Below are 20,117 nucleotides of genomic sequence, written 5' to 3'. Positions count from 1 at the left end.
CGAATGAACAAGAAGATTTTATTCATTCCATTGATTGCGTTCATGGTGCTAGCTGGAGTCTTTGCAACGCAATTGATGCGCAACCAGTCGGGCGATGATCCGACTAAACTGGAATCCGTATTGATTGGCAAAACGGTTCCTGAGTTTCGTCTAGAAGACTTAGAGCAACCGGGCAAGCTTCACGACCAAGTGATCTTTAAGGGCGAGCCATTACTTCTTAACGTGTGGGCAACGTGGTGTCCTACCTGTTATGCAGAGCACTCTTACCTGAACAAGCTTGCGGATCAAGGCGTTAAGATCATTGGTCTTAACTACAAAGATGACCGTAACAAGGCTGTCGGTTGGTTAAACGAGCTGGGTAACCCGTACTTGATCAGTCTATTTGATGGTAACGGTATGCTAGGTCTAGACCTAGGTGTGTATGGTGCGCCTGAGACCTTCTTGATTGATGCTAACGGCGTCGTTCGTTACCGCCATGTTGGTGATGTGAATCCAACTAACTGGGCGTCGACGCTTGAGCCGATGTATCAAGATTTGTTGGAGGAAGCGAAATGATTAAAAAGACATTGATTACTCTATTCGCGACGTTTGCAATTTCGGCAACGGCTTTTGCGGCACCTATCGAATTTCATGAGTTTGATAATGTAGACCAAGAGCAGCAATTCAAAGAGTTGAGTAACACGCTACGTTGTCCTAAATGTCAGAACAACACCATTGGTGATTCGAATGCTGAGTTAGCGGTCGATTTACGCCAAAAAGTGTACGAGATGACAAAAGACGGTAAGTCGAAGCAAGACATCATTGATTACATGATTGCTCGCTATGGTAACTTTGTTACTTACAATCCACCTCTGACACTAGCAACTTCAATCCTTTGGGTTGGTCCGTTTGCAGTGGTTGTTGTTGGATTTGGTTTGATCATTTTACGCAGCAGAAAGTCAAAATCGAAAGCGGCAGTAGAGTCAGATAAAGACTGGGATGCAGACAAAGAAGCACGTTTAAAAGCGTTACTCGACGAAGAGAACGACGGAGATAAACAGTAATGACTCTATTTTGGATTTCTACCATTATCCTTTCGCTAGCGGCAATTCTCTTAATTGTTCTACCCTTCATTAACAAGAAGGCGAACAACGACGAAATGCTTCGCGACGAGTTGAACAAAGCATTCTATAAAGACCGCCTCGTTGAGTTAGAGGTAGAAGCAGAAGAAGGCCTTGTTGATAACCAGCAGGAATTGATCGCTGATTTGAAACAGTCTCTGCTTGATGATGTTCCTGCACAAGAAGAGATGAAGAAGACTCAAATCTCTACGCTTGGCGTTGTTGTACCGTCGATAATTCTGGTTGTAGTTGTGACGTATGGTATGTACTTTAAGTTTGGTGCGCTAGACAAAGTTCAACACTGGCAAGAAGTGAGTTCGAACCTTCCTGAGTTGTCTAAAAAGTTGATGTCATCAGAAGGTGGCGCGTTAACGGATGATGAACTCGAAGATTTGACGCTAGCGCTTCGTACTCGTCTTCACTATCAACCTAAAGACTCAACGGGTTGGTTGCTTCTTGGTCGTATTGCACTGGCTAACCGCGATGCTGAAACAGCAAAAGATTCTATGGAACGAGCGTATAAGCTTGAGCCTAAGAATGAAGATGTTCAGTTAGGTTTCGCACAAGCACTGATGCTTTCGCCTGATGAAGCCGATCAGAACCAAGCTCGCTTGATTTTGAGCCGTTTGATTCAAAACGATTACGTTGATCTTCGTGTGTTCTCATTGCTAGCGTTCGATGCATTTGAGCGTCAAGATTACCCAGGTGCTGTGAAGTACTGGAGTATCATGCAGCAGATGATTGGTCCTCAAGACAGTCGCTACGAAATGTTGTCACGCAGTATTGAAAGTGCTCAGAAGAAAATGGGCAATGCCATGGGCGTTGACCAAGGTAAGAGTGTAGCGGTAACGCTTGAGATATCTGGTGAAGTGAATGCTGATCCTAATTCAGTGTTGGTAGTATCAATACACAGAGCGGATGGCTCGCCAATGCCGGTTGCTGCGGCTCGTTACCCACTGGGGACTTTCCCTCGTACTGTTGTGCTTGATGATGGTAACAGCATGTTGGAAGGCCAAAAATTGTCTAGCCTTGAAACTCTGATGGTTAGAGCTAGGCTTGATACCGATGGTAATGTTTCAACTCGCGATGGTGATTGGTACGGTGAGAGTGAAGTGGTTGAACTGGGTGCTCCAGTGACCATTGATATCAACAAACAATATTAATCATCACTTTGCATAGGTGTTAGCTATTCCGATTTGTTGATAAACGGTATAGACTTACGCAACAATTGAGGCCAGCGATTGCTGGCCTTTTTATTATTATATGAATTCCTTATGGAAAAGGTGATATGTCTAGCAGTGTTTTAAGACTCTCGAGTTTACTTTTTATCGCTAGCTTAACGGTGGGTTGTTCTAGCGCGCCAGATGAAAGCGCTTACGATAATAACCTTGAAACTTCTGAATACGTCGTAGAATCCCACCCTAATGATCCTTTTGAAGGGTTCAACAGAGCGATGTGGGATCTCAACTACGAGTATCTAGACCCTTACTTGGTTCGTCCTGTTTCTCTTGCCTATGTTGATTATACTCCTGTGCCCATTCGCTCTGGTATTTCCAATTTTCTAGCCAACTTAGACGAACCATCAAGCATGGTGAACAACCTCATTATGGGCCATGGTGAAAAAGCACTCGACCATTTCAATCGTTTTTGGATTAACTCAACGATTGGTTTGTTAGGCTTGATCGATATTGCCAGCGAAGCAGGGATCACTAAGTTTGATGACAAATCATTTTCTGATGCGATTGGTCATCATGGAGTAGGAAATGGCCCTTATTTTATGGTGCCAGGTTACGGCCCATTGACGACTCGTGAAGTAACGGACACCGTCGATGGTTTGTATGTGCCTCTCTCTTTCTTGAACTTCTGGGCGAGCTTGGGCAAGTGGGCATTTGAAGGTATGGAGACTCGGGCTCAATTAGTTTCTCAAGAAGCCCAATTGGATGACTCTCCGGATCCATACGCATTAACACGTGACGTCTACATTCAACGCCGTGACTTCAAAGCCGAAATCGAACCGGAAGAAGTCGATCTTGAAGAAGAAGACTTCATCGATGGTTATCTAGAAGATTACTAGAAACATGATTTAGAAAATCGATAAAAGAAAGGCTCGATGTTGAAAACAACATCGAGCCTTTTTAATGCTTATGACTTTAGATTAAGTCAAACAGATTAGAAGCGGTAGTTGGCTTGGATACCCACTAGCCAAACATTACCAGTTGTTGTACCAACAAATTGACCACCAACGGCTTCAGCAGTATCGTCAGATGCATAGCCACGTGATTCCGTGATTGGAGCATCCTTAGCAATAATGTATGTAAAGCCAGCATCAAATGACAATTGCTCAGACCATTGGTAACCAGCACCAACACTTAACCAAGTGCGGTCTGTTTCTGGGATAGTAATAGTACGGTTTTTGTCACTTACTGCTGAGGTATCGTAAGCAATACCGGTACGTAGCGCTAGCTTAGGATCAATTTGGTAAGTTGCACCTAAAGCAAAGCGGTAGTTATCCTCCCAATTTTCGACTTTAACTGTATGGCTGCCAGATGTGCCTAGCTCTGCTTGCAGTTTCTCGAATGAACTCCAATCCGTCCAGTTGAAACTAGCGTGAAGTGCTAAGGCTTTAGTCAGTTGATGGAAACTTGCGAGTTCTGCTGTTGCAGGAAGTGCTAACATCATATGGCCGTTGGCACGTTGACCTTGTGCCATCTTAAAGCCTATCCCCTCAGCGTGACCTTCCAATTTCAGTTCAACCTCAGATTTGTAGGCAAAACCTATACGGTGGTCTTCGTTGATCTGCCACGCTGTACCTACTTGCCAACCCCAAGCCGTGTCATCACCTTCCATATATTTTAGTGTTGTACCTGCAGGAACGGAGATTGGCATTTTATTTGAGTCTAGTGCGACTGCGTTTTTTGCTGGTGCAGTCGCACCGAAGCTACCTTCACCCATAACGTAACGAATGCCACCACCAATGCTAACTTGCTCAACAAGTTGATAAGCAAAGTTTAGGTTAGCTTCTTTAGTGATTACGCTTGCTTCGTTGCCGAAGTGAGAGGCGTTAAAGTCATCACCTAAATTAGTTTCCATGCCATAGTTCGTGCCAAATGCAAGACCAATAGCAAACTTTTCGTTGTAACGGTGAGAAATGTAAAGGTTAGGGATAATGGCATCATCTGCGAAATCGTTTGAAGATGCTTGGCTTGTACCTATCGCAGGGTGAGCGTGGTTTACTTCACCTTTAACATCAATGTTAGGGTTAACGTAGATAGCACCAACAGAAACTTGTGTACCTTCTAGGTAAGTCAACATTGCAGGGTTGCGCCATTGTGCGTCCGCACCGTCTGCGATTGCAGCTTCCCCCGCGTATGCACGGCCAAGGCCTGTAGCTGAGTATTCTGCTAATTGAAAACCTGCCGCTTGAGTCACGGTAGAAGTCGAAAGTAGTCCAACTGCCACTGCAGCAGATAGAAGAGTCTTATTCATTTTCATTGTGATGTTCGCTGAATCATAAGTATTTAGTGACATGATTCTACGTTTAGAGTTATTACTTTAAAAACGAAATTCGAATAAAACAGTGTTTTAGGGATTTAATTGTCAAATGTGCCGAATTATTAGGTAAATAGCCTGAATGTTTCGGCTGTGTTGCGAAATTTGAGCGTACAGGTGTAGGCATATTTTGCCTCTGCAGCCTACACCTGTAAGCCTAAATCGATGCCAGTCAGTGGTTTAAGTAACAAAAAAGGGTCGCGTGATGCGACCCTTTGGATATTTATAACCTAGCTTATATTAGAAGCTGCGGCTGTATTGTAGACCTAGTAGGATTGCATCAGCGTGTGTTGTCGCGTTGACACCAGTTGAAAGCCCTGTTCCTAACTGTGTGTTTTCTGATACATTTACATCATCACCCATTAAGTATGTGAAACCGAAGTCAACATTAGAAACTGTATCAATGTGGTATGTGAAACCTGCAGAGAACCACTGACGATCAGAGTCTGGTACAGAGATAGAAGTTAGATCGTCTTGTGCGCTCGTGTCATACATATAACCAGTACGTAGTGTCCAAGTATCGTTTAGGTAGTAAGTACCACCAATTGCGTAGTGCCAACCGTCTTGCCATTGGTATTGTTTTGCATACGTTGAACCAAGTGGTGAACCTTGTAGGTTGTCAAAGTCAATCTGATCGAATGCACCCCAACCAATCCACTGTACAGAATAGTGAACTGCGAATTTAGTATCTTCGATTTTGTGGTAACCAGAGAATTCAGCAATGTCGGGTAGAGGTAGAGTAATTTCCTGCCCTTTGTCATCTTTAGCTGTAATTTCAGGGCTGTAACGGTACGATAGACCAAAACGGTTGTTTTCATCTAGTTCATACACAGTACCCACGTTAAAGCCTACTGCCCAACCATCAGCTTCATCAACATCAACTAACGTTGTTCCAGCTGGGACTAAGCCACCACTAGCGACTCCTAGAGCCGCACTTGTTTCTCTTTTCATCGTGCCTTGGCCGTAAATCAGGTCTAAACCTGCACCGAAACTCCATTGTTCACTTAGGCGATATGACCCAGCAAGACCAAAGTTAATGCTCTTAACATCAGTTAGGCCGCCGTATTCAGCTGCAGTGTAGCTGTCATCAAACTCAGTCTTTGTAGCAAAATTTGAATATGCATTCACACCCCAAGCAAATTTATCATTTACTGGGACGATAAGGTGGATATTGGGTGCAATAGAAGTGTCACCGACATCATCAGTATTGGCAACTGGGATTGGGCTGCCGTTAATATTGTATTCAGCATCTTTGACTTCAATCATTGAAGTAATACTTTCAAAACCAAGAGAAAGCTCAGTTTTATCAAACAGTGCCATTGCTGCAGGGTTACGTGCCATTACTGACGCGTTATCTGCGATTACTGCATCACCAGCGAAAGCACGGCCGATGCCGGTTGCTGATTGTGCGTTGATTTGGAAACCTGCTGCCATCGCTTGCGAAGACGCCAGTGTAATTGTTACTGCTAAAAGAGACTTTTTAAACAGACGCGTGTTGTTGGTAGTCATTTATTTATTCCTTTATATATCCGCCTCTACAGGGCGATTAATTTGAGCAATTGCTCAATGGTGGCTGATCCTATTCGCAAGTATACGATATACAAATCCGACCATTGAAAAATTTGAGTGGAAAATTATGGAAATGACGCCTATCTGGCACGAAAATGGTGAGAAATGCTTATTTTTAGAGTTTTAACTCTAGTGGTATTGGCTCTGTGAATGGTTTTAGGGTTTGTTATAAATAAAGCCCAGCAATATCAAGAGTATAGTTGCTGGGCCTTTTATTACGGGGCTTTGAGAGCGAATTAGCTCATAGGTTTGATCATTTTGGTAAGCTTTTCGGCGATCTTAGAAATGTCCTCACCATTCTCACCTACAAGGATCAAACTGCTGCCATCCACGGGGGTTACCGAACCGGACATGCCTTTTTCATCAAAGTCGATAGGTTTGTCTGTCGGAATACCGGTTAAAAACAACGTTACTTTGCCTTTTGCGCCTTGGAAGACCATATGTACCGCGTTGGATTTACCAAAGCCACAGTGGTTTAGGTAATAGACGTGGTAAGGGAAAGCATCATCAAACTGAAAAGAAAATGGATTCATTTTTGCGTTGATCTGCTGCGATGTGACCTGTTCATCGATGCCACTAACAAAACTCTTTTCATCAACAACGTGCTTCATTGCTGTATCAGCCAAACTTGCTTGTGCGGGTGAAATGAATGCATTGCCCCAGTTAACTTGGCCAACTAATAAACCAGCAATGAATGCCACTGAAGCAGCCATCGCCATTGCTCGTCGAGCAAAAGTTGGCCTTACTACTTTACTTTCTTCGCTTGAGGTCTGATTGAACAGAATACGGTCAGCAAGATCGTCTGGCACATCTACGTTCATTGCAGCGTGGATCTGTTTATCAAGCGATAGTACATCGTCTAAGAAGTTACTATTGGCTTCGCTATTCGCGGCTGCATCAACAATATCTTGTGTACGCTGTTTAGGTTCCGACAATACACGACGACGAAATTCCAAATCATCCATTATGTTGCCCCCTTTCTGCCTCTTCTGTATCCAGCATCTCTTTCAATTGATTTCGAGCTCTGAATAAACGTGTCATTACCGTGTTTTTGTTGAGATCGAGAATGTCCGCTATCTCATCACCACTAAACCCACCAATGACTTGTAAGAAGAGCGGTTCACGGTAGTCAATTTCAAGTTTCATGATCTGAGCTTGCAACCACAGATGTTGATGGTGCGGGTCATCACTGACACTAGCATCGTTACCATGATCATCGATATCAACCAGATCAAATTGTTTACGTTCAAAACGTCGAGCGTTCTCGCGTCTCAAGATAGTAATCAGCCAAGATTTAGCAGCTTTTTCATCTTGTAGGCTATCGAGTGACTTCCATGCACGAAGGCAAGTCTCTTGCACTAAATCCTCGGCAATGCTTTTGTCTTTACATAACCAATAGGCGTAGCGAAAGAGGTCACGATGATAGGCACGCACGAGTGCTTCGTATTTTCTTTGTTTGTCCATATCAGAGTTGACCGGACGCTTGGCTGTTTTCTTTCCAAACATTTTTATTATTGACACACGAGCCTCCATAATTGCTCTGCGTATAGCTGTCTCTATACGTTGTGCTTCGTTTTTATATTCTGTTTCGTTTTCAGAGCGAACGATCGGCAGGAATTCGTAAAATCACATTAAAATTGATCTACTTCAAAATCTAAGGCCTCGAACAAGTTATAGTACACCTTGTCGTCTAGTTAGTCATTCGTGGCTAGCATGTTGAGCAAGACGACACTTCCTTTTGAAGGCTGACTTTACTTTCTCCTAATCAGGAAACTGATTATTTCAATTGGCGTCAAGTTAATTGCTTTATACACATTCCAACCACACAGCTTTGTGTGGTTTTTTTTTGCCTCAAGAAAACTATTCCCTACAAAGCGATAACAGTATTTGCTCACAATAGTTTAGTCTCTAACGACAACCTTCCTCCAAAAAAGATTCGCCTGAATGTGCTGTCATATTTTCAAGCAGTGAGATACTCGTATCACGTTTATTTAAACGCTCGTTTGATTTAATTAACAACTTCTTTACAATGATTCAGGTCAGACCTCTTAACTTTAAGGAGAAACCATGGGCAAACAGGAAGTCAAAACGCGTTCTGGAGAACGTGTTGCCGTTGTCGCTGGGTTACGAACCCCATTCGCTCGTCAGAGCACAGAATTTAGTCAAGTGCCTGCGGTCGACTTAGGCAAAATGGTTGTGAGCGAAATGCTTGCAAGAACTGATGTCGATCCTGCGCTTATCGAACAAGTTGTGTTCGGCCAAGTTGTTCAGATGCCGGAAGCGCCGAACATTGCGCGTGAAATCGTGTTGGGTACCGGCATGGACATCAATACTGATGCCTACAGTGTCACACGAGCATGTGCGACCAGCTTCCAAGCGGCAGTCAACGTGACCGAAAGCATTATGGCTGGCGCAATTGATGTCGGTATTGCGGGCGGTGCGGACTCTTCTTCTGTATTGCCTATCGGTGTTTCGAAAAAGTTAGCGGCAAATCTATTAGCGCTGAGTAAAACGAAAACTATGGGTCAAAAGCTGAAAATTCTTAAAACGCTTTCCGTAAAAGATTTGATGCCAGTACCACCTGCAGTTGCAGAGTACTCGACCGGTTTATCCATGGGACAAACGGCTGAGCAAATGGCTAAGACGCATGGTATTACTCGCGAAGCTCAAGACGCCCTTGCTCACCGTTCTCACTCTTTGGCTTCTCAGGCATGGAAAGAAGGCAAGATTAAAGGCGAAGTGATGACGGCCTTCCCGGCGCCTTACAAAAAGTATCTAGCGGAAGACAACAACATTCGCCACGACTCAACGGTTGAAGGTTACGCCAAGCTGCGCCCTGCATTTGATAGAAAGTACGGCAGTGTAACCGCTGCTAATGCAACGCCGCTGACTGATGGCGGTGCTGCAGTGATGTTGATGCGCGAAGGTAAAGCGAAGGAGCTAGGCCTAGAAGTACTTGGCTATATTCGTGGTTATGCGTTCTCAGCGATTGGTGTTGAAACAGATATGCTGATGGGCCCGACGTATGCGACCTCACAAGTATTGAAGAATACAGGTTTAGATTTGTCAGACTTAACACTGATCGAGATGCACGAAGCATTCGCTGCCCAAGTTTTGGCTAACGTTAAAATGTTTGCGAGCGATGAGTTTGCACAGAAGAATCTTGGCCGCGATAAAGCGATCGGTGAGATTGATATGGAGAAGTTCAACGTGCTGGGTAGCTCGATTGCTTACGGACACCCGTTTGCGGCGACTGGCGCGCGCATGATGACTCAAACACTACGTGAACTGAAACGTCGCGGTGGCGGCTTGGCACTGAACACAGCTTGCGCGGCTGGTGGTTTAGGTGCAGCAATGATCTTGGAGGTAGAATAATGTCTACGACTCTTGATGCAACAACAGAAAAAGAAACAGTCGCTCAACCAGATTCAACGTCTGCGACTGAATCAACCAAAAAGAAAGCGACAGCATTTACTCTTAATATCGATGAGCAAGATATTGCTTGGTTAGCGATTGATGTACCAAACGAGAAAATGAACACGCTGCAAGCGGCTTTTGCTGAAGAAATGAAAGCCATCTTCGAGCAGCTAAAAGAAAAGCAGAGCCGAGTTAAGGGCCTAATCGTTCATTCCCTTAAGCCAGATAACTTTATCGCTGGTGCCGATGTAAGAATGCTTGATGCGTGTAAAACGGCTGACGAAGCACAGTCTCTGGCTCGCCAAGGGCAGGAGATGTTTCAAACTCTGTCTGAACTGCCGTACCCAGTAGTCGCAGCGATTCACGGCCCATGTTTAGGCGGTGGTTTAGAGCTCGCACTGGCGTGTGATTACCGCGTATGTACCGATTCAGATAAGACTCGCCTTGGTCTGCCAGAAGTACAGTTAGGTCTGTTACCAGGCTCGGGCGGTACACAGCGTCTGCCTCGCCTTATCGGTTTGCTGCCATCTCTCGACCTAATCCTAACGGGCAAGCAACTGCGCGCTAAAAAAGCGAAATCGCTTGGTGTTGTGGATGCTTGTGTCCCAGATACGATTTTACTTGAAGTGGCGAAAAGCTTTGTTGAAAAGAATACGGGCAGCAAAAAAGGTAAGCGTCTTGCGTCTAAAAGCCAAGCTTCGACCAAAGAAAAGCTGATTTCACGTAACGGCCTTGGTCGCAAAGTAATTTTTGAACAAGCTTCTAAGAAGACCAATCAGAAAACACGCGGCAATTACCCAGCAGCAGATGCGATTCTAGACGTGATTCGTTATGGCCTTGAGAATGGCTTTGACAAAGGTCTTCAGTATGAAGCGAAGCGTTTCTCAGAACTGGTTATGACTTCAGAATCTAAAGCTCTTCGTTCGATTTTCTTTGCGACTACGGAAATGAAAAAAGAACACGGCGCAGACGCAGAACCAAAAGCGGTTAAGCGTGTTGGTGTGCTTGGCGGCGGTCTTATGGGGGCAGGCATCAGCCATGTCAGCGTTGCTAAAGCGAAAGTACCTGTGCGCATTAAAGACGTATCAAATGAAGGTGTGCTGAACGCGCTTAACTATAACTTCAAGTTGTTCGATAAGCAGCGTAAGCGTCGCATACTGAGCCGAGCGGGCCTCGAAAGTAAGATGCTTCAGCTTTCTGGTGGTATCGACTTTACCAGTTTTAATCACACTGATGTGGTGATTGAAGCGGTATTTGAAGACCTCGACCTTAAGCAGTCAATGGTTGCGGACATCGAAGCCAATGCCAAGCCAGAGACTATTTTCGCAACGAATACGTCTTCACTGCCAATCCATAAGATTGCAGAGAAGGCGCAGCGACCAGAAAACGTGGTCGGTCTTCACTACTTCAGCCCTGCAGAAAAAATGCCGCTGGTAGAAGTTATTCCACATGAAACAACCTCTGAAGAGACGATCTCGACGGTGGTTGCATTAGCGAAGAAGCAAGGTAAAACGCCGATTGTTGTGAAAGATACGGCTGGTTTTTATGTGAACCGTATTCTTGCTCCGTACATGAACGAAGCAGCGCACTTGCTACTAGCGAACGAGCCGATTGAAAAGCTCGACAGCACGTTACTGGACTTCGGTTTCCCGGTTGGCCCTATCACCTTACTAGATGAGGTGGGTGTTGATATCGGTGCGAAGATCATTCCGATTTTAGTGAATGAGCTTGGCGACCGTTTCCAAGGCCCTGATGTGTTCGATATTCTGTTGAATGACAACCGTAAAGGCCGTAAGAGTGGTAAAGGTTTCTACACTTACAAAGGGAAGAAGAAGGAAGTTGATAAGTCAGTTTACAAGCTGCTTAAGCTGCAACCAGATCCTAAGTTGAGCGATAACGATATCGCGATGCGCTGTGTGTTACCTATGCTTAACGAAGCGGTTCGTTGTTTGGACTATGGCATTATCCGCAGTCCTCGTGATGGCGATATTGGCGCTATTTTCGGTATCGGTTTCCCTCCATTCCTAGGTGGTCCGTTCCGTTATATGGATCAAATCGGCATTAAGTCACTGGTTGAGATGATGAATGACTTCGCTAAGAAGTACGGTGATCGTTTTGCGCCATGTGATGGCCTACTGACACGCGCTGGTTTGGATGAGTCTTTCTACAAGTAACTCTCTATAAAAGTAACTTTCAAGCACATTGATTATCAAGCCCGTATCAAGCAATTGATACGGGCTTTTTTAGTTTATTCTGGTTTGTATTCCAGTCTTATTAACCAAGCTGGCAGTCTTTAGGTCGTAACTGAAACTCATCAATCGAACCTATTTCCACACCCGCTGACAGCTTCTCTTCGTCCTGATGAGCATTACCGTGAGCGTGCATAATTAGACGATTGGCCGTGCGTGGCTTCAGTTGGCTAACCACAAAACGCATCATGTCCGAGCGAGTCAACTCTTTAAGCTCTTCCAATACACGCTCTCTTTGGTTGAACTCAATATCTTTATTACCTATAGCAACCCATAAGCGCTGAGCACGACCGCGCAAAGTCGTATCAGGCGTTGAAATCTGATTCCAAAGGCCACGTTTACTGCTGTGCCATTGGTAGTCATTCAGCTCCAACAGCACCATGTAAAAGGCATTGAGGAACTCATCTATTGAGGCTAACAAGTCTGCCGGAGCGGCATTTGGTGATTGCACGTACAACACAATACCTGGATGTCGGTTGAGCGGCATATTGCCAGTGCCGACCATATAGCCTAGCTGCTGCTTGGTACGAATCTCATGGAAGAAGGTGGCTGACATCAAATGGTTGGCCAATGAATACAGCGCAATATTTTTAGGTGAAATATCAGCACATTGGTAGTAAACCACGATGGCAGAATCATCCTGATTACACATGACTTCACGCTGGAAGCTACCATTTTCACCCAGCATGATTAGCGGTCGCAGTGACTCTTCATAAGCTTGATCTTGGACACGTAATGTATCTTTTAACGTTTCAGCCATCTTGAGAGCATCCGCTTGCCTCCAATCGCCATACACAAACATCTCAACATGAAGTTCGGCTAATATCGATTGAACAAATGAGGACAACTCATCGACTTCAATAGTATCTAGCGCTTCAATTAGAACCGAATAAGGAGGGTTATTTGGTTGCAGTATCCCAGTCATGGCATTAAACAGTTGTGAAAGAGGGCGATCTTGCGACGCATTGCTCCAACCCCTAAGCAGTTGGTGCTTAATGGTTTCGAAGCGGGCTGGACTAAATTCACGAGCTTGAAAGCGTTCAAGGATCATATTTAGCAATTGCGGTTGCTTTTCGCTAAATCCAGAAAGAGTCAGGGTTACCCCTCCTTGATGGGTATACATATTGTAACCCATACCCGCGATTTCAGCTTGATAGGTATCTTTCTCTAGAGAATCCAAAAACATCTCTACACATAAGCGTGTTTTGACGATGTTTCTAGGACTGGCTACTGAATGTGGGCTATCGATAGCGATATAAACGACACCTTTTGGTACTCGAAATTGATGGTCTTGCAGGTGCCACAGTTTAAATCCATCCAACTTTTCTAATAGTAGAGGATACTTAGCGTCACCTTCGAGCTCTGCCGGATCCAAGTCGTAGCAAATAAATGGGTTTTTGCTTGGAAGCTCAAACTGCCAACCAGGATTAATGCACATAAAGCTTTGAGTTTGCTCTGGGCTAAAAGGTGTCACTGAGTAGGGCGTGTAGTACCATTTTGCTTTTCTATCATACTCGAAGCCTTGAGCCACAATGGTCGCGCGCATGTTGTCGGCGGTTAAGTAGGGGAGTAAAGAACGCTGTAATTCGTCATCGAAATGTGACATTTTATAGTCGCCATACACCACATCTTGTTTTTGATAGTGTTGCATGTTGAGCACCAAATGGCTGACTAAATCAAGTGGCCTTGCTGGCTCTTGAAAGCGGAACGCTGATTCTAACACAGCGCGTTTTTCTAGATAACGCCACTCTTCAATGCCCTGCTGTTTAATCAACTTGATGTATTGAAACACTGCTTGGATGATGTTATCGGTTTTGGTTAAACCTTCGATGGTCAACGAGCAACTGACGGTGAAATCACGATAGTTACTGCCACTTGCGCCACCACCGGCTGAGAGAGAAGTGATCCAACCTTTCTCTTTCAACTGCATCATTAAACTGCCTTCACCTTCGTAACCTAAAAGGTGAGCAAAGAACGACAAGGGCTTAACGCCGTAGTGTTCGTCCATGCTTGGCATAGGAAAGGTGAGTATGAGTTTGCGTACTTCTTTTATTGGTTCGACGTGTACTTGAACGCCTGTGCTTAACTCGCCAATAATTGGTTCTTGAACTTTTTTACCTTGCAGGTTGTGATTGGTAATTGAGCTAAAGCGTTCCTCAACCCAGCCTTGCATTTTATCTAATGATTGATCGCCAGACAGTGTCAGCGTCATTAGGTCTGCAGAATATTGTTGCTGGTGGAACGATAAGATCTCTTGGCGAATCGTCTCACCGTCTCTGTCTCCTAACGTATCGATATTACCGACAGAAAACTTCGAGAATGGATGATTGTGATTCACCAGCTCTTTGGTCACTTGGTACAAGCGTCGTGAATCGTCGTTGAGTTTCATTTTATATTCTGAATCAACCGCTTGACGTTCTTTATCTAATGCTTCTTCATTGAACAGGGGAGCAGTAAAAAATTGGCTGAAGCGATCGAGTGCGGTTTCAAATGCATTCAATTCAACATCAAAAAAGAAGCAGGTGTGCTCTGTGCCCGTCCATGCATTGTTGCTACCGCCATGTTGGCTGATAAAGCTTTGGAACTCTCCGACCTTTGGGTACTTTTCAGTTCCCAAAAATAGCATATGCTCTAAGTAGTGAGCTAAACCCTCTCGGTCTGTAGGGTCATCAAAGTGCCCCACATTAACGGCGAGTGCGGCTGCGGCTTTTTGAGCATTTGGGTCCTGAACTAACAGTACGCGTAACCCGTTATTTAAGGTTATGTAACGGTATTGATGTTCATCATTGGGGCTTAAGTGCACAGGAGCATCTCCAGAGAAGGTGGTTTTTAAATTATGTACCCGATGATTCGGCGTGCAAACGTTGTGATCATTTTTTGGGATATGAAGAGATTTTTAGCGGCTTAAAAATCATCTTTTATCGATTTTTATCAGTAATTTATTTTCTTTTAATAAGATTGTTAAGAAAGTCGAACTCTTTAGCAAGTGACTTGATATAATTATTTATATAGACTGCGTTTTCTCTGGACTGAGAGCCAAACGCTAAGTAGCGTATCGTTGATATAGGATATATCAACTCTCGAAATGTTACGTAGACAGGATTGAGCATGAAAGTATTCATAATGCGTCACGGTGAAGCAGAACATTTTGCAAACTCTGATGCAGAACGAGCGTTAACTCAGCGCGGTAAAATGGCGTCTCTTGCGGTTGCTCAAGCGGCAAATGAGCAAGGCATAAGTCAATTTGATAAAGTACTTGTAAGCCCCTACTTAAGAGCACAAGAAACGTGGTTAGAGATCTCTCAGGTGTTTTCTGCAAAGAAAGTTGAAACCTGTGATGATATTACTCCTTATGGAATGTCCAACGACGTGTTTGATTTTACCTTAGCGATGGCGGAGGTGGAAAAGCTAGAGACCATTTTATTTGTGTCTCATTTACCTTTAGTGGGCTACTTAACTGCGGAGTTCGCAACGGGTATGGCGCCACCTATGTTTCCGACTTCAGGTTTGGCCTGTATCGATTTTGAGCTAGAGACACAAAGAGGCGAGTTACTTTGGAATATTAATCCATAGGCGAGGCTTTAGAGAAGCTGCATGCTGAAAGGTAACAAAGAAAAGGGTATCCCAATTATTTGAGATACCCTTTGCTGTATTTGACGTTGGAATTCTTAACAGGCCAACAGATCATTTCTCAGGGATCGAAATTAAAACCAACAGTGCACCATGGCCACCAAACTCTAATGGCGCTTGATGAAAAGCCATTATGTCCGGGTGCTGCGCTAACCACAAAGGCACCTTTTGTTTAAGGATGTGTTTACCAATACCATGTTGAACGCAGGCACACGCCACGCTCTCTTTTACGCAGTGGGCAATCATTGCACCTAATTCGCGTTTCGCTTCTTGTTGAGTCATACCGTGCATATCGAGATACACATCTGGTACGTAGACACCACGACGCAGGCGCTTCACCTCATATTTAGAGACATCATCACGCGCATAACGTGTTGGGCCGTCTTCGCTAAGGTGCGGAATAAATTCATCCGAGAAATAAAACTCGCTGTCACTGGCTTGTCTCGCCGTTCGCGTAATTTCTTTTTGCTTGGCATTTCTTTTTGGCTGCTGGACTATGGTATCCTGTCGCAACTTTTTAACGCCCTTTACTGCATCATTGAATAGGGCGAAATCGTCATCGAAGTCGGTGTCTTTTTTGCTCATCAGGTTATGAATTCTAATTAGAAACGTAATTAGCGGTATTGTAGCGCTTTTCGGAGACAATTTTGGATAAGATTTTTGTAGAAGAAGCGGTATCAGAACTACACACGCTTCAAGATGTGATTCGTTGGACTGTTAGCCGCTTTAATGCAGCGGGCCTATTTTATGGTCACGGCACTGATAACGCGTGGGATGAGGCGGTACAACTTATTTTACCTACTCTTTATCTGCCGATTGATGTTCCTTCGCATGTGATGAACTCTCGTTTAACAAGCAGCGAACGTCTGCGTATTGTTGAGCGCGTGATCAAGCGTATCAATGATCGTACACCAACGGCTTACCTAACCAACAAAGCTTGGTTCTGTGGCCTTGAGTTCTTTGTTGACGAGCGTGTTCTTGTGCCTCGTTCTCCAATTGGTGAGCTGATCGAAGCTCAATTTCAACCTTGGTTAACTGAAGAACCTGTTCGTATCATGGATATGTGTACGGGTAGTGGCTGTATTGCGATTGCATGTGCTCATGCTTTCCCTGATGCAGAAGTGGATGCGATTGATATCTCTACTGACGCACTTCAAGTTGCAGAGCAGAACGTTCAAGATCACGGCATGGAGCAACAAGTGTTCCCAATCCGTTCAGATCTTTTCCGTGATTTGCCAAAAGAAAAATACAACCTGATCGTATCGAATCCACCTTACGTGGACGAAGAAGATATGAACAGCCTGCCAGATGAGTTCACACACGAACCAGAACTTGGCCTAGCTGCAGGTACAGACGGACTTAAATTGGTTCGCCGCATCTTAGCAAACGCACCAGACTACCTAACTGATGATGGTATTCTGATCTGTGAAGTTGGCAACTCAATGGTTCATATGATGGATCAGTACCCGGAGCTTCCATTCACTTGGATTGAATTCTCAAACGGTGGTCACGGTGTATTCATGATCACTCGCGAGCAGTTAGTGGCTTGCGCAGATGAGTTCTCTATCTACAAAGACTAAGCTTTGTATCGAAAAAGCTTTTTTGATTAGATTCGGGTTACCTTCGTTATTAGAGAAACCCGCTCTGTATTAATTTAAACGCCATGCAGCAATGCATGGCGTTTTTTATTGCCTACATTTTGGATATCGGGGCTTAGCGTTGAGGATTCGTTGCATATTATTTAGTTGCTTAATATGAATAACTATCACATATTAACGGTCAATGTTTAGTCGTTTTAGTGAGTTAAGGAGAATTCGCGATGAGCTTTGATACATGGATTTATTATTTATTAGCGGTGCTGATCTTAACGGCTTCGCCCGGGCCAAGCTCTTTATTATGCATGACCAAAGGTGTGCAATCTGGCTTTAAATTATCGATATTTACCGCGCTGGGTAGCTTAACTGCGATTACTGGAATTCTAACCTTATCGTTTACCGGGCTAGGGGTGATTATTGCTTCGTCTGAAATGGTATTTAATGTCATAAAATGGACTGGTGCGGCTTATCTTATTTATCTCGGTTGGAAGTCGCTACGGTCAAGTCAGCAAGATTATGACAACCTGTCGACTCAACAATCCGATTCTAATTCTGTTAAAGAAAGTGCTGCGCAGCATTACTTAAGTGGTTTCATTGTTGGTGCGAGCAATCCCAAAGCTATCCTATTTTTTACCGCACTTTTCCCTCAATTTATTGACCCATCGATAGCGCTATTTCCTCAATTTGTGGTGTTCGCTTTGACCTTCGTTGTCATGGAATTGTCTTGGTTATTGGTCTACGCCTACCTAGGTGCAAAATCATCAACTTGGTTATTTGCCAAGGGTCGAGCCAAGGTATTTAACCGTGTTACAGGGGGCGTGTTTATTGGTGCAGGAGCGCTACTTTCGACGACAAGCCGAGCATAACTTTTCGATTTATCAAAGGGCTGAATAGTTACAGAAAATTCTTAATGCTGTCATAAAAGGTTAATATTAATATGCTTGCTGATTTTATCGAAAAGCCGATATATTGTAGTTACACCATCACGTTCTCAAGGAGAGACATATGCAGCATCAAGAAATGATTCAACACAGTAACTTTGGCGTTATCAGCCGCACTTGGCTTTTCTCTACCCTGTCTCTAGTGGGTATTCTTGCTCTAATGTAGTCAGCTTTATGGCTCTATATTTTTAGTTTTTATTATGGACACACTTGTTAAAAAGTCTTCAAAGTTAGAACTCTTCCTCTCTTAAATGTGGCTCTTCTCATCAGGCTAGCCACTTAACCTTTTCTTAGCTGTATCTTTCTCTCAGTAACCTTTTTCTCTGAATAATCTCTTTGTCTGATTAACCCCTTACCTGAAAAGACTCACTGCATAACCTGATCTGAAGTTGTTATTAAACTGTGATAATCTTAAGTTATCTTTTATCTACAGTGTATCTCTCATGTCTGTCTGGGATTCTATTTCATTTAACAATCGATTTACTGCATTACCTCGACTGTTCTATACCCCAATTCAACCTACACCGCTCAGCAATGTCCAATGGCTCGCATGGAACCATAACCTTGCGGATGAACTCGGCTTTCCGTCATTTGATGTTGCTTCAGAGGAATTGCTTGAGACATTGTCGGGCAAGGTTGAACCTGAGCAGTTTTCGCCTGTAGCAATGAAATACGCAGGTCACCAGTTTGGTTCTTATAACCCGGACTTAGGTGATGGAAGAGGGCTGTTATTAGCTCAAGTTGTCGCTAAAAGTGGCGAAACGTTCGATTTACACCTCAAAGGGGCAGGTAAAACGCCTTATTCTCGTATGGGGGATGGACGCGCTGTTATTCGATCAACGGTTCGCGAGTACTTATGTAGCGAAGCAATGGCGGGGCTTAATATCCCAACCACACGTGCATTAGCCATGATGACCAGTGACACGCCAGTTTATCGTGAGAAGCAAGAGTGGGGCGCATTGTTGGTGCGTGCTGCTGAGTCACATATCCGTTTCGGTCACTTTGAACACCTGTTTTATACCAATCAGTTGGCAGAACATAAATTATTGGCCGATAAAGTCATCGAATGGCACTTTCCAGAATGCCTCGATGAAGAGAAGCCCTACGCTGCCATGTTTAATGAGATTGTTGATCGCACTGCGGAAATGGTCGCGTTGTGGCAAGCGAATGGTTTTGCTCATGGCGTGATGAACACCGATAACATGTCGATTATCGGGCAAACATTCGATTACGGGCCATTCGCCTTCCTTGACGAATACGACCCTCGCTTGATCTGTAATCACTCGGATTACCAAGGGCGCTATGCCTTTAATCAGCAACCAAGAATAGGGCTTTGGAACCTGTCGGCACTGGCTCACTCACTTTCTCCGCTGGTTGATAAGGCCGACTTAGAGGCGGCTTTAGAGCAGTACGAACCGCAAATGAACGGTTATTTCAGCCAGATGATGCGTCGTAAATTGGGGCTGCTTTCGAAACAAGAAGGCGACAGTCGTTTGTTCGAATCTATGTTCGAGCTGATGTCACAAAATAAAGCCGACTACCCAAGGTTCTTTAGAACGCTGTCTAACCTAGACACCTTGTCGCCACAAGAAGTGATTGATTTGGTTATCGACCGAGAGGCCGCAAAACTGTGGGTAGATAACTACTTACAACGCTGCGAACTGGAAGAGGGTTCAGTCGCCGAGCGCTGCGAAAAGATGAGGCAAGTAAACCCTAAATTCATCCTTAGAAACTACCTAGCTCAGCTAGCTATCGACAAAGCAGAGCGCGGTGATAGCAGCGACATTGACGCTTTGATGGTGGTACTGGCAGATCCTTATGCGGAACACCCTGACTACGAACATCTTGCCGCGTTACCACCAGAGTGGGGCAAAGCGATGGAGATAAGCTGCTCGTCATAATCAGCTACTCATGACAATCGACTGCTCTTGATAGCCAACTGTACGTGATAACTAACTAGCAGCGGGTTAAGTCGTTAAGATTCAGATAGAGGTCATCAAGTTGTGATCTCTATCTGTTCGTTCTTCTAACTTTACAAACATGTCAATAATCAAACAATCGGCCAGC

The 20,117-nt window shown here is 44.3% G+C and carries 16 protein-coding genes; 10 read left to right on the top strand and 6 right to left on the bottom strand.

Annotated elements, in window-relative coordinates:
- The first annotated feature begins 3 nt into the window (after positions 1-3).
- The 4 genes from ACED48_RS15170 to ACED48_RS15155 all read left to right on the top strand — a co-directional run bounded on the left by ACED48_RS15170 (position 4) and on the right by ACED48_RS15155 (position 3,174).
- Positions 4-555 (top strand): DsbE family thiol:disulfide interchange protein, encoded by a 552-nt coding sequence (locus ACED48_RS15170; protein WP_017056903.1) that lies wholly within the window; start codon positions 4-6, stop codon positions 553-555.
- Entirely contained in the window at positions 552-1,043 is a 492-nt protein-coding gene (locus ACED48_RS15165) for a cytochrome c-type biogenesis protein (protein ID WP_017056904.1), read from the top strand. The genes ACED48_RS15170 and ACED48_RS15165 overlap by 4 nt, the downstream gene beginning before the upstream one ends.
- Positions 1,043-2,263, top strand: a complete 1,221-nt coding sequence (gene ccmI / locus ACED48_RS15160; RefSeq protein ID WP_017056905.1) for a c-type cytochrome biogenesis protein CcmI — start codon at positions 1,043-1,045, stop codon at positions 2,261-2,263. Before ACED48_RS15165 ends, ccmI begins: the two co-directional genes overlap by 1 nt.
- Before the next feature lie 125 nt (positions 2,264-2,388).
- Positions 2,389-3,174 (top strand): VacJ family lipoprotein, encoded by a 786-nt coding sequence (locus ACED48_RS15155; protein ID WP_017056906.1) that lies wholly within the window; start codon positions 2,389-2,391, stop codon positions 3,172-3,174.
- 95 nt (positions 3,175-3,269) lie between these two features.
- Here the strand turns inward: ACED48_RS15155 and ACED48_RS15150 are convergent, their stop codons facing one another.
- The 4 genes from ACED48_RS15150 to ACED48_RS15135 all read right to left on the bottom strand — a co-directional run bounded on the left by ACED48_RS15150 (position 3,270) and on the right by ACED48_RS15135 (position 7,724).
- Complete coding sequence (locus ACED48_RS15150; RefSeq protein ID WP_029627055.1) at positions 3,270-4,592, bottom strand: outer membrane protein transport protein; 1,323 nt, start codon at positions 4,590-4,592, stop codon at positions 3,270-3,272.
- A 297-nt stretch (positions 4,593-4,889) separates the two neighbouring features.
- The gene (locus ACED48_RS15145) at positions 4,890-6,158 is read right to left on the bottom strand and encodes an outer membrane protein transport protein (protein WP_017056908.1); all 1,269 of its coding nucleotides are present in this window, start codon (positions 6,156-6,158) and stop codon (positions 4,890-4,892) included.
- Positions 6,159-6,454: 296 nt separating this feature from the next.
- Entirely contained in the window at positions 6,455-7,183 is a 729-nt protein-coding gene (locus tag ACED48_RS15140; protein WP_017056909.1) for a DUF3379 domain-containing protein, read from the bottom strand.
- Positions 7,176-7,724 (bottom strand): sigma-70 family RNA polymerase sigma factor, encoded by a 549-nt coding sequence (locus ACED48_RS15135; RefSeq protein ID WP_004736042.1) that lies wholly within the window; start codon positions 7,722-7,724, stop codon positions 7,176-7,178. The genes ACED48_RS15140 and ACED48_RS15135 overlap by 8 nt, the downstream gene beginning before the upstream one ends.
- A gap of 561 nt (positions 7,725-8,285) precedes the next feature.
- On the opposite strand from ACED48_RS15135, the gene fadI reads away from it, so the two are divergent.
- Complete coding sequence (fadI, locus tag ACED48_RS15130) at positions 8,286-9,593, top strand: acetyl-CoA C-acyltransferase FadI (protein WP_017056910.1); 1,308 nt, start codon at positions 8,286-8,288, stop codon at positions 9,591-9,593.
- Entirely contained in the window at positions 9,593-11,809 is a 2,217-nt protein-coding gene (gene fadJ, locus ACED48_RS15125; protein ID WP_017056911.1) for a fatty acid oxidation complex subunit alpha FadJ, read from the top strand. Before fadI ends, fadJ begins: the two co-directional genes overlap by 1 nt.
- 100 nt (positions 11,810-11,909) lie before the next feature.
- On the opposite strand, the gene ACED48_RS15120 is transcribed toward fadJ, so the two are convergent.
- Positions 11,910-14,687, bottom strand: coding sequence for an insulinase family protein (locus ACED48_RS15120; RefSeq protein WP_017056912.1), 2,778 nt, complete (start codon positions 14,685-14,687; stop codon positions 11,910-11,912).
- Positions 14,688-14,992: 305 nt separating this feature from the next.
- Between ACED48_RS15120 and sixA the strand changes: the two genes are divergently transcribed.
- Positions 14,993-15,457 (top strand): phosphohistidine phosphatase SixA, encoded by a 465-nt coding sequence (gene sixA / locus ACED48_RS15115; protein WP_029627056.1) that lies wholly within the window; start codon positions 14,993-14,995, stop codon positions 15,455-15,457.
- Between the two features lie 111 nt (positions 15,458-15,568).
- On the opposite strand, the gene smrB is transcribed toward sixA, so the two are convergent.
- Positions 15,569-16,099, bottom strand: coding sequence for an endonuclease SmrB (gene smrB / locus ACED48_RS15110; protein ID WP_017056914.1), 531 nt, complete (start codon positions 16,097-16,099; stop codon positions 15,569-15,571).
- Positions 16,100-16,161: 62 nt separating this feature from the next.
- Here smrB and prmB point away from each other — a divergent pair, with 62 nt between their 5' ends.
- The 3 genes from prmB to ACED48_RS15095 all read left to right on the top strand — a co-directional run bounded on the left by prmB (position 16,162) and on the right by ACED48_RS15095 (position 19,951).
- Entirely contained in the window at positions 16,162-17,094 is a 933-nt protein-coding gene (prmB, locus tag ACED48_RS15105; protein WP_017056915.1) for a 50S ribosomal protein L3 N(5)-glutamine methyltransferase, read from the top strand.
- A gap of 239 nt (positions 17,095-17,333) precedes the next feature.
- Positions 17,334-17,975, top strand: a complete 642-nt coding sequence (locus tag ACED48_RS15100; protein WP_017056916.1) for a LysE family translocator — start codon at positions 17,334-17,336, stop codon at positions 17,973-17,975.
- Between the two features lie 518 nt (positions 17,976-18,493).
- Positions 18,494-19,951 carry a protein adenylyltransferase SelO gene (locus tag ACED48_RS15095; RefSeq protein WP_017056918.1) on the top strand — a complete coding sequence of 486 codons (1,458 nt, stop codon included), beginning with the start codon at positions 18,494-18,496 and terminating at the stop codon, positions 19,949-19,951.
- The last annotated feature ends 166 nt before the right edge of the window (positions 19,952-20,117 follow it).

The sequence above is a fragment of the Vibrio sp. 5S239 genome, from assembly GCF_041439575.1.
Taxonomy (GTDB): domain Bacteria; phylum Pseudomonadota; class Gammaproteobacteria; order Enterobacterales; family Vibrionaceae; genus Vibrio; species Vibrio kanaloae.
Note: the sequence above shows the minus strand (reverse complement) of the source record. Positions and strands in the feature narration are given on the sequence as shown.